This is a genomic window from Pseudomonas graminis, assembly GCF_004364335.1.
In the GTDB taxonomy this organism is placed as follows: Bacteria; Pseudomonadota; Gammaproteobacteria; order Pseudomonadales; family Pseudomonadaceae; genus Aquipseudomonas; species Aquipseudomonas graminis_D.
The window spans coordinates 323,212-334,399 of the sequence record NZ_SOCR01000002.1 but is presented as its reverse complement, the minus strand read 5'-3'; the positions used below and the strand labels follow the sequence as shown (position 1 = coordinate 334,399).

The following is an 11,188-nucleotide window of genomic DNA, read 5'->3' as shown; positions in this document are numbered from 1 at the left end:
ATTCCTTGATCAGTGAGTTATCAATAATGCAGTGCCGCGCCTGCGTTCTTCTTCAGCAGCTCCTGGTAAAGATCGGCGTAGGGTTCCACCGCCTTGTGCCAATCGAACGGAGCGGCCATGGCGCGGCAACGCATGGCGTTAAGCAGCAATGGACTTTCGAAGACCTTGAACGCGCGGGTCAGCGCCTCGCTGTAGCTCTCAACCGTGGACTCATCGAACAGGAAGCCAGTGCAGCCGTCTTCGATGGTGTCGGCCAGGCCGCCAGTGCGGCGTGCAATCGGCAGGGAGCCGAAGCGCTGGGCGTACATCTGGCTCAGACCGCAAGGCTCATAGCGCGATGGCATCAGCAGAAAGTCACTGCCGGCGAACATCCGACGTGCGTCCGTTTCGTTGAAGCCGACCCGCACGCTGACCTGGCCCGGGAAGCGAGCGGCGAGTTCGCGCATGGCGTCTTCTTCTTCAGGCTCGCCCCGGCCGATGATTGCGATCTGGCCACCGTTGTTGACGATGTGCTCGGCAACCCCGATGGTCAGGTCCAGGCCCTTCTGGTAAACCAGACGGGAGACCACGGCGAACAATGGGCCGGTGGATGGCTCCAGCTCGAACAGCTCGCGCACGTAGTCGGCGTTGATTTCCTTGCGCGTCCACTCATTGGGCGCGAAGCGGCAGATCAGGTGTTCATCGGTGGCAGCGTCCCAGCTCTCGTCGATGCCGTTGGGGATGCCGCTGAGCTGGCCGCGATCGGCCTTGCTCTGCAGGAAGCCTTCCAGGCCGCAGCCGAAATCCGGCGTGGTGATTTCCTTGGCGTAAGTCGCGCTCACGGTGGTGATGTGGCTGGAGTAAGCCATGCCGGCCTTGATGAACGACAGCTGACCGTAGAACTCCATGCCTTCCGGGTTCAGCGCTTCGTCCGGAATGCCCAGCTCACGGCTGGAGGCAATGCTGACAAAACCCTGATACGCCAGGTTGTGAATAGTGAAAATCGATGGCGTGGTCTGACCGCGCCATTTCATGTACGCCGGCGCCAGACCGGCTGGCCAGTCGTGGGCGTGAACCAGCTCGGGGCACCACTGGGTCTTGACCGCGCCCGCTGCGAAATCAGCGGCCGCCAGGCCCAGGCGGGCAAAGCGAATGTGGTTGTCGGACCAATCGCGACCGTCATTGTCACCGTAGGGCGTGCCGTCGCGCTCGTACAACTCAGGACAGATCAGGACGTAAATGACCAGACCGTCTTTCATGTCCATCCGGCCGATCTTGCAGGGAGGCAGCGCGGCATGACCCGGCAGCTCACTGATGATGTGGATCGGGTTGCCACTATTGATGACCTGTGGATAGCCGGGAATCAGCACGCGTACATCGTGCAGGTGGCGCATGGCGCGCGGCAGTGCGGCAGACACATCGCCCAGGCCGCCGGTTTTCACCAGGTCGGCCATCTCTGAAGTCACGAACAGGACTTTCTTGCGGGTAACCGAAGAAATGACTGGTTGAACAGGAGGCAGTTGCAGCACAGGTGCGCTCGTCGTTGCGAAGACCGGCAGATGGGTCAGCTCGCTGGCCGGCTGATTAAAACTCTCTCCCTTCTGGGTTTTGACAGCGGCACTAATCATCGTTTTCTCCAGTTCGATATGCAGTGTTGGTACAGCACTTGGTTGTAAACGGCCATTTCCTATGGCCAGGCACACAAGACCTACGCAAGATCGATACCCATTTACCGACTGCACAATAGAGGACAAGGTGAAAGCGGACTCTGCTTCGATATTTCAACAGCATAGTTGCTCTATTCACATGACCCCGGCGCCCGTGTAGAAGTTTCGACAATTTTTCAGGGCCGTGTCTGGCATGCAGGGTTGCGATGGGGTGGATCTTGGAATTCAGGGTGCTGCACCGATCTGCAACGCCCTGAGTGCGCCGCTGCGGAGCATGGGGTTTCGGCCCGTGTAACGGGGCGCCGCCGGTCGGATTGTTGGACAATCAACGAGCCGATGGTCTACTCCGGTGCAACTTCTGCGCTGTTGTGGGACGCGGCGCGCACAATTCGATAGCGCTGCCTTTTCTCGGTGCGTGCCGGAATAATTCCTGACCGATCGGAGACATTTCCTACTTCTGTATAAGGATATTTTTTCGGCAAGGGCGTTAGAATCGCCGCCACGCGGCACGTCGTCCCACAGAGTCGAGTGCCTGTTGAGGTTTCTCCAGCGGTAGAGGAAGTCAATGCAAGCCCCTGAGGTTCTGGTACTGCAAGCCAGCTATAGCAACTCGGTTCACGCAGAAGCGATCGGATTTCTGCTCAATCAATACGCCGAAGATGCCATGGGTGGCGGTCAGTCGCTGTCGGTGGATACCCGTCAGCAACTGGCGATCGAACTGGCCAAGCGTCCCCATGCGTTTAGCGTACTGGCGTTCATCGCCGGCGAGCCGGTTGGCCTGGTCAACTGCTTTGAAGGTTTCTCGACCTTCGCTTGCCGGCCATTGGTCAACGTCCATGATGTGGTGGTGATCGCCTCGGCAAGGGGGCAGGGCATCAGCCAGAAGATGCTGGTCAAGGTCGAGGAAATCGCCCGCCAGCGCGGCTGCTGCAAAATCACCCTCGAAGTGCTGGAGGGCAACGAAGCGGCCAAGGGCGCCTACCGCAAGCTGGGGTTCGCCGACTACCAGCTGGACCCGCAAATGGGCCGCGCATTGTTCTGGCAGAAAGCGCTGTAGCTGAGTGGTGATTGCGAAAGCCGATTCCACGGGATGCTGTGAGTGGGACCGGCTTTAGCCTGGAAGAGCCTGGTTCGAACGCCTGCACGACACCGCATCAATGATGTCGGGTGGAGACCGTAGGAGCCGGCTTGCTGGCGAATGCGTGGTGTCAGTCGACATGCTCACAGCTGACCCACCGCGTTCGCCAGCAAGCCGGCTCCTACAGCGGCAAGGCCGGTGCTACTCATGCGTTCACGCACCATCCCGCTGAACGCACGCAATCTCGTAGGACCGGCTTCAGCCGGGAAGGGGCTCTTTTAGGCGCCTGCGCGACACCGATTAATGATGTCGGGTGGAGACCGTAGGAGCCGGCTTGCTGGCGAATGCGTGGTGTCAGTCGACATACTCACAGCTGACCCACCGCGTTCGCCAGCAAGCCGGCTCCTACGGAGGCAAAGCCGTTCGCACCCATGCGTTCACTCACCATCCCGGTGAACGCACGCGATGTTTTTCGTAGGACCGGCTTCAGCCGGGAAGAGGCCTGTGTGAACACCCTCAATTTCGCAGTGTGACGCCTGACGCTTTCCCGGCTGAAGCCAGTCCTACTAAACACCCGCGGTGTTTCTGTTGTTGCCCCGGCAACACCTTCCAAACCATTTGTAACAGTTCTGTCCTGTAAGACGATTCCGAGAGCGCGATAGGATCGCCTCCCGTATTGCTTTCAGGACTCACATGTCGCTCTCTCTGGAACCTCCCAGTCGCCAACTCCCTTCAAACAGGGTCGCAGGCGTTCATTTCGCTTTATCCCGCTTGAACACGATATCTCCCTGGCTCGACCCACTTCGCCGTGTGTCGGGCCTTTTCATGTCCGTCCCATTGACTGTGAAAGGGCGCTGACCCATGGAATGGATTGCAGACCCCACGGCCTGGCTTGGCCTGTTGACCCTGATCGTGCTTGAGCTGGTGCTTGGCATCGACAACCTCGTTTTCATCGCCATCCTCGCCGACAAGTTGCCGCCCGAGCAGCGCGACCGTGCGCGAGTCCTGGGCCTGTCGCTGGCGTTGATCATGCGCCTGGGCCTGCTCGCGAGCATTTCGTGGATGGTCACGCTGACCGAGCCGCTGTTCGAGATTTTCGAGAAGAGCTTCTCCGGACGCGACCTGATCATGCTGTTCGGTGGCGTGTTCCTGCTGTTCAAAGCGACTATGGAACTGCACGAGCGCCTCGAAGGCCACGTTACCCAGCGGGCGGGCAGCACGACCTACGCGCTGTTCTGGCCCATCGTCGCGCAGATCGTCGTGCTCGACGCGGTGTTCTCGCTGGATGCCGTGATTACCGCCGTGGGCATGGTCGATGAGTTGTCGATCATGATGATTGCCGTGGTGTTCTCGATCGGCATCATGATCATCGCCAGCAAGCCGCTGACCGCCTTCGTCAACGCCCATCCGACGGTGATCATGCTGTGCCTGGGTTTCTTGATGATGATTGGTTTCAGCCTGACCGCCGACGGTCTGGGTTTCCATATTCCCAAGGGCTATCTGTACGCGGCCATCGGCTTCTCGATCCTGATCGAGGCGTTCAACCAGATCGCCCGTGCACGACGCAAGCGCAGCGTCAAAGGCGACCTGCCACGCCGCGAGCGCACCGCCCATGCCGTGTTGCGTCTGCTGGGTGGCCGCAGGCCGAGCGCCGAGGAGGTCGGGGAGGAGATCGCCGACATGCTCGACGGTGACAGCGACGAGGTGGTGTTCGACCGCCGCGAGCGGGTGATGATCAGTGGCGTGTTGCAGTTGGCGCAGCGACCCATTCGCGGCGTGATGACGGTGCGCAATGACGTCGACGTGATCGATCTGGATGACACGCCGGAAGGCATTCGTCAGCGACTGCTCGCCTCGTCGTACTCGCGGCTGCCGCTGATCCGCGGGGGCCGTATCGACGAACCGCTGGGCTTCGTGCACAAGAAGGAAATGCTCAACGCCTGGCTGTCCGGCGCCGAGCCGAACATCGAACACTTGGCGCGACCGACGCTCAACCTGCTGGACAGCTTCTCTATCCTCAACGCCCTGGAACAGATGCGCGCGCAGTCCACGCACATTGCGTTCGTCATCAACGAATTCGGCGACTTCGCCGGCATCCTGACCATGACCGACATCCTCGAATCCATCGCTGGCGAGCTCCCGGACGCCAGCGAAATCGAGGGCCCGGACTTGATCGAAGACGGCGAGGGCGTGCTGGTCAACGCCGCCATGAACCTGAGCCATCTGCGCGAACGCATCGGCTTCAAGGCTCGGGCGACCGGTGACTATCAGACCCTGGCCGGACTGGTGGTGAGCCTGCTGGATCGGCTGCCGGTGATTGGCGACGAATTGCAGTGGGAAGGCTGGCACATGAAGGTCGTGCAAGTGCAGGAGCGGCGGGTGACCCGCGTGCTGTTGCGCCAGACGCCTTCAACATAACCTTCGCTGACCCATACCCATCCGGCGGAAACAAAAAAGGCCTGCATTGCGCAGGCCTTTTCGTTTGCTGCGAACGTTACTTCGCCTCTATTGCTTCTGCACCACCTCGGGCATGGCGCCGGGCTGGCTGGCGGCCTTTTCCATGTGGGCAAAGTCACTCAGGCCTTTTGGCGCGTAGGGGTCGCCGATCAGGCGCGGCCGCGCCTTGAAGTCCAGGCTGACCAGGCTCTTGGTGGTATCGAGTTCATCAAAGCTCAACCCGGCCAGTTGTGCCCAGGTGTGGATCAGGTTCGAACTGGTGTACGGCCGGTCGTGGATGCTCTCGAAATTCCAGTCATGGGTCTGCTTCCACTTCGGCGAGGCGTAGGCAATGAACGGCACGGTGTACATCGGAATCGTCGGCTTGTTCTCGTTGCGCCCCAGGGTGTTGCGGCCCGGCGAGTCATAGACGTCTTCGCCGTGGTCGGAGAGGTACAGCAGGAAGCCGTTCGGGTCGGCCTTGCCGTATTCCTTGATCAGGCTGGACACCACGAAATCGTTGTACAGCACGGCGTTGTCGTAGCTGTTGTAGAACTCCAGCTTGCTGTCATCAATGTCCGCCGGTACGCCGTCACGTCCGCTGAATTTGGCGAATTCTTCCGGGAAACGGTACTGATAAGCCATGTGGGTACCGAGCAGGTGGACCACGATCAGTTTGCGCGGTGCGGCATCGGTCAGCGCTTTGGCAAATGGGGCAATCACATCGCCGTCGTACTGCCGAGCGTTCTGGTTGCGGTTGTTGTTCAGATAGACCTGCTCGTCAGCCTGCTCGGAAAAAGTGGTCAGCATGGTGTTGCGTTTGGTCATCGTCTGCTGGTTGGTGATCCAGAACGTCTTGTAGCCTGCCTGTTTCATCACGCTGACGATGGACGGCGTCTTCAGATAGAGATCCGGGTTTTCCTCGTCCGCGAAGGTCAGCACTTGCTGAAGCGCCTCGATGGTGTAAGGCCGTGGCGTGATGACGTTGTTGAATACCTGCAGCTGGTCCTTCATGGCGTCCAGGTTCGGTGTGGTCTGGCGCGGGTAGCCATAAAGATGCATGCGCCCGCGGTTGGTCGACTCGCCGATCACCAGCACCAGGGTGGTGGGCAGGTTGGCCTGCTGGTCCTTGAGATTCTTCAGTGGCGCAATGTTGCTGCTGCTGGTCAGCATGTCCTGCATGCCGTCCAGTTGCTGGGTGTAGCGGTGATAGGCAACGATCATCTGCCATGGCACCGCCGGCTCGATGCGGGACTCGAAGGCTTCGAGGGCCGAGGCGGTGTCGTCATGGCGGGCGAACTGTTTCGCCAGCGGGTAACCGATGATGCCGATCAACAGCGCTGCGGCAACGGCATAGGCGCGAGGGCGCGGCATGTACACCGGGCGCAGGCGGGTCCACAGGAAAATCGCGAACGCGGTGTGGGCGATGAACGCCAGCACGATCCACCACGCAAAGTACTGGGTCATGTACTCGCCGGCTTCAGAGATGTTCGATTCGAACATGATGAAGATGACGCTCTGGGAAAACTCCTGCTGATAGATGAAGAAGTAGCCCAGGCTCGCCATGGAGCAGGCCCACAGAATCACGCCGATGACGGCAGCCATGATGCGGGTCTTCTGCGGGAACATCAGCATCGGCGCAAGCCAGATGCCACTGATGACGAACGCTTGACGGAAACCGGCAAAGCCGGTGATGCCGGTCAGCTGAATCAGCAGCTGGGTGATGCCGGAGAAGTACCAGAAAAACACGAACAGCCAGATTATGCCCGCCCAGTCGAACCCTTTCGGAGTCGCAGTGCTCCGTTTCATCGTTGCCATCAAGCGCTCCGCTATAGACCATTCGGGCGACAGAACACCGCCCGGATTCATTCCAGTGCCAGCAATTAGCCAGCAACCAACCTGTTTAGGGCGGGGATTATGTTTTCGGACGGGTGAAAATTTTGTCAGGAGAGCGCTGCGAATCGGGAGAAGCCGGCTGCAGACGCGCATGATAGAGCAGGGCGGGGAACGTAACAGACTGTCTCAGGTCCGACGAAGGGTCGAAATGTGCGCCAGGCGTGCGCCAATGAATGCAAGGTACTGCCAAGGTACTGTCCAGGTACTGCGGGGGAATCGAACGATGCGCCGGCAAGCCTGCAGGTCGGGCTCGCCTTGAATGGGTGGCGCAGGGGCGTCGAGGGTCAGGCGTGCAGGGCGGTGCCACTGCCGATGAGCTGGGCGTGCTGCAGCATCGAAGTCAGTTGGGCGACTTTCTTCTGCAATACGGCGCGTTCTTCCCTGAGCTGACGCAGCTCGTCACGACGGATTGTGACGTAAAGGGTTTGTGGAGCGTTGGCTGTCAGTACTGTGCCCATTGCACACCTCGCAAATGGCGGATTCAACTTCATAAGGTTCAAACAGGGACGTCTGCTACTCGGCATGTCCTGCTCACTACCTCTATCGGCCGGGATTCTGATTTCTTTTGCGTAAAAAAGGAACTTTTTTATTTTTGATTGTCGCGAACGTTTCTTGATCGCGAAAACGTGCGTCATAAGGCAGTCTTGCAGACCTCTGTGCCGATGCACATGAAACTTTTTTCACCGGGAAACCATAGTTTGCCTCCCCGGACTAACCCACTATGCGGCACTGGGCTATAAACTGAGGCACCTCTGAATTTGATTAAGGAGCACCTCTACATGCAACTCGGGATTGTTGGACTAGGCCGCATGGGCGGCAACATCGCACGTCGACTGATGCTCAATGGCCACACGACTGTGGTCTATGATCGCGATGAGAAGTCTCGCACCGTGCTCGCCAACGAAGGCTCCACGCCAGCCCATGACCTTGCGTCACTGGTGGCGGCGCTGGAAAAGCCGCGAGCCGTCTGGGTGATGTTGCCTGCTGGCGCTCCGACCGAAGACACCATCAACGAGCTGGCCACTTTGCTCGATGCCGACGACGTGATCATCGACGGCGGCAACACCTTCTATAAGGACGACGTGCGTCGCTCTGTCGCGCTGAAAGACAAAAACCTGCACTACGTCGATGTCGGCACGTCAGGCGGCGTCTGGGGCCTGGAACGCGGCTATTGCATGATGATCGGCGGCGAGACCGACGTCGTCACGCGCCTTGACCCGATCTTCAAGACTCTGGCCCCGGGCATCGGCGACATCCCGCGCACCAGGGACCGTGCCAAAGACGCCGACCCGCGTGCCGAGCACGGTTACATCCACGCCGGCCCGCCGGGCGCAGGCCACTTCGTCAAGATGATCCACAACGGCATCGAGTACGGCATGATGCAGGCCTTCGCCGAAGGCTTCGACATCCTCAAGACCAAGAATTCGGACAACCTCCCGGTTGAACAGCGCTTCGACCTGAACCTGGGCGACATCGCTGAAGTCTGGCGTCGCGGCAGCGTGGTCTCCTCCTGGCTGCTGGATCTGACCGCCGACGCGCTGGCCACCGACCCACAGCTCAACGCCTATTCCGGCTCCGTAGCCGACAGCGGTGAAGGCCGCTGGACCATCGAGGCGGCCATGGAGCAGGCAGTACCGGTCCCCGTGCTGTCCACTTCGCTGTTCGCCCGCTTCCGCTCCCGTCAACAAAGCACGTACGGCGACAAGATGCTGTCCGCCATGCGTTTCGGATTCGGTGGTCATAAGGAACCAAAATAATGGGTTTATCCCGCAGCAAGCAGAATGCGCCGGTCGCTCCGGCGACCACGCTGTTCCTCTTCGGCGCCCATGGTGACCTGGTCAAACGGCTGTTGATGCCGGCGCTCTATAACCTGTTTCGTGACGGGTTGGTGGGCGAGGACCTGCACATCGTCGGCGTTGACCACAACACCGTCAGCGACGCCGATTTCGCCAAAAAGCTCGAGGATTTCATTCGTCAGGAGGCGGCCAGCAAGGTCGCCCAGGGCGGCGAAGAGCCTCTGGATCCGGCGCTGTGGGGCAGCCTGTCGAAACGCATCACCTACATCACCGGTGACTTTCTCGACGACTCCACGTACGCGGACATCGACGCAAAGATCAAGAGCACGGGCACCCGCAACGCCGTGTTCTATCTGGCGACCGCGCCGCGTTTCTTCAGCGAAGTGACGCAGCGTCTGGGCTCTTCCGGGCTGATGGTCGAAGACGACGAGAGCTTCCGTCGCGTGGTGATCGAGAAGCCGTTCGGCCACGATCTGCCCAGTGCTGTGGCCCTGAACAACTGCTTGCTGAAGGTCATGAGCGAGAAGCAGATCTACCGGATTGACCACTATCTGGGCAAGGAAACGGTGCAGAACATTCTGGTCAGCCGTTTCTCCAACGGTCTTTTCGAGTCGTTCTGGAACAACCATTACATCGATCACGTGCAGATCACTGCGGCTGAAACCGTGGGCGTCGAAACCCGTGGCAGCTTTTACGAAACCACCGGTGCGCTGCGGGACATGGTCCCCAATCACCTGTTCCAGCTGCTGGCGATGGTAGCGATGGAGCCGCCGGCTGCATTCGGCGCCGACGCCGTTCGTGGCGAAAAGGCCAAGGTGGTCGGCGCGATCCGGCCCTGGTCGGAAATGGAAGCGCTGGCCAACTCGGTGCGCGGCCAGTATTCCGAAAGCAGCATCGACGGCAAAGCCGTGACCGGGTATCGCGAGGAAGACCGTGTCGATTCCGAGAGCAACACCGAGACCTACGTTGCCCTCAAGGTGATGATCGATAACTGGCGCTGGATGGGCGTGCCGTTCTACCTGCGCACCGGCAAGCGCATGAGCGTGCGCGACACCGAGATCTCCATCTGCTTCAAACCCGCGCCTTACGCGCACTTTCGCGACACCGATGTCGACCGCCCCGCGCCAAACTTTCTGAAGATCCAGATCCAGCCGGACGAAGGCATGTGGTTTGATCTGCAGGCGAAGAAGCCCGGCCCGACCCTGGACATGCAGACCATCGAGCTGGGTTTCGCCTACAAGGACTTCTTCGAGATGCAGCCGTCGACCGGGTATGAAACCCTGATCTATGACTGCCTGACCGGCGACCAGACCCTGTTCCAGCGGGCCGACAACATCGAAAATGGCTGGCGCGCCGTGCAGCCATTCATCGATGCCTGGGCCAAGGATCCGCAAGTGGAGCTGTACCATGCGGGCGAAGACGGGCCGTCGGCGGCCGATGAGTTGCTGGCCCGCGACGGCCGCACCTGGCAGCGCCTGGGATGAGTGACGTTTCGCAGTCCCTCATCCAGTTCATGCTGTCCGACATCGACGGCACGCTGCTGCACCCCGATCACAGCCTGAGCCAGGCCAACATCGACGCCGTGCGCAAGCTGCAGGAGGCCGGTATTTATTTCTCGGTCGCCAGCAGCCGTCCGCCCCGTGCCATGCGTCAGCAGATCGAAGCGCTGGGCATCACGCTGCCGACCGTGGCGTTCAACGGCGCCAACATCATCAATCCTGACGGCAGCCTGTTGAAGGCCCACCGCATTGATGCTGCAGCGGCGCGCACCAGCCTTGAGCTGTTCGCGAGCGAGGCGGTGGCGGTCTGGGTGTTCGCCGATGACCAGTGGTTTCTGCTCAATCCCGAAGGCGATTACGTCGACCACGAGCGCAACACGCTGGGCTACGATTTCGTTCAGGTCGACAGCTTCGACGAGTACCTTGACCGCATCGACAAGATCGTCGCGGCGAGCAAGGACTTCGAGCTGCTCAAGCGCCTCGAGGCCAAGCTGAACCCGCTGATTGCCGAGTCTGCACTGGCAGCGCGTTCACAATCCTATTACCTGGACGTCACTGCGCTGGACGCCAACAAGGGCACGGCCCTCGAGACGCTGGCCGATGCGTTGGGCGTGCCGCTGGCCCACACCGCAGCCATCGGCGATGCGGGCAACGACGTGGCGATGTTCCTCCGCGCCGGGCTGTCGATCGCAATGGGGCAGGCCGAAGTGAGCGTCAAGACACAGGCCAACTACGTCACCGACAGCAATGCCGATGACGGGCTGGCCAAGGCTATCGAGCGTTACATCCTGCCTCGATGATTCGGGGCAGCGGTTGCGCTGCTACTCATGGGTGCAG

At 60.3% G+C, this 11,188-nt stretch carries 8 protein-coding genes; 5 read left to right on the top strand and 3 right to left on the bottom strand.

The genetic code is table 11. The features are described from left to right. Positions 1–20 precede the first annotated feature (20 nt). A complete protein-coding gene (gene glgA, locus EC919_RS03970) occupies positions 21–1,607 on the bottom strand; it encodes a glycogen synthase GlgA (protein ID WP_133771420.1) in 1,587 nt (528 codons plus the stop codon). 604 nt (positions 1,608–2,211) lie between these two features. Between glgA and EC919_RS03965 the strand changes: the two genes are divergently transcribed. Continuing rightward, positions 2,212–2,703 (top strand): GNAT family N-acetyltransferase, encoded by a 492-nt coding sequence (locus EC919_RS03965; RefSeq protein ID WP_133771418.1) that lies wholly within the window; start codon positions 2,212–2,214, stop codon positions 2,701–2,703. A gap of 882 nt (positions 2,704–3,585) precedes the next feature. Continuing rightward, positions 3,586–5,142 carry a TerC family protein gene (locus EC919_RS03960; RefSeq protein WP_133771416.1) on the top strand — a complete coding sequence of 519 codons (1,557 nt, stop codon included), beginning with the start codon at positions 3,586–3,588 and terminating at the stop codon, positions 5,140–5,142. Positions 5,143–5,229: 87 nt separating this feature from the next. Here the strand turns inward: EC919_RS03960 and EC919_RS03955 are convergent, their stop codons facing one another. Together EC919_RS03955 and EC919_RS03950 are read right to left on the bottom strand one after the other, a co-directional pair. Next, positions 5,230–6,978, bottom strand: a complete 1,749-nt coding sequence (locus EC919_RS03955) for a phosphoethanolamine transferase CptA (protein WP_133771414.1) — start codon at positions 6,976–6,978, stop codon at positions 5,230–5,232. Between the two features lie 362 nt (positions 6,979–7,340). Beyond that, positions 7,341–7,514, bottom strand: coding sequence for a DUF6026 family protein (locus EC919_RS03950; RefSeq protein WP_133771412.1), 174 nt, complete (start codon positions 7,512–7,514; stop codon positions 7,341–7,343). A gap of 321 nt (positions 7,515–7,835) precedes the next feature. Here EC919_RS03950 and gnd point away from each other — a divergent pair, with 321 nt between their 5' ends. Genes gnd through EC919_RS03935 form a run of 3 tightly spaced genes read left to right on the top strand, consistent with a single transcriptional unit; the run spans position 7,836 to position 11,151 of the window. Further along, entirely contained in the window at positions 7,836–8,813 is a 978-nt protein-coding gene (gene gnd, locus EC919_RS03945; protein ID WP_133771410.1) for a phosphogluconate dehydrogenase (NAD(+)-dependent, decarboxylating), read from the top strand. Next, positions 8,813–10,336, top strand: a complete 1,524-nt coding sequence (gene zwf / locus EC919_RS03940) for a glucose-6-phosphate dehydrogenase (protein ID WP_133771408.1) — start codon at positions 8,813–8,815, stop codon at positions 10,334–10,336. Before gnd ends, zwf begins: the two co-directional genes overlap by 1 nt. Beyond that, positions 10,333–11,151, top strand: coding sequence for an HAD family hydrolase (locus tag EC919_RS03935; protein ID WP_133771406.1), 819 nt, complete (start codon positions 10,333–10,335; stop codon positions 11,149–11,151). The genes zwf and EC919_RS03935 overlap by 4 nt, the downstream gene beginning before the upstream one ends. Positions 11,152–11,188: the final 37 nt, after the last annotated feature.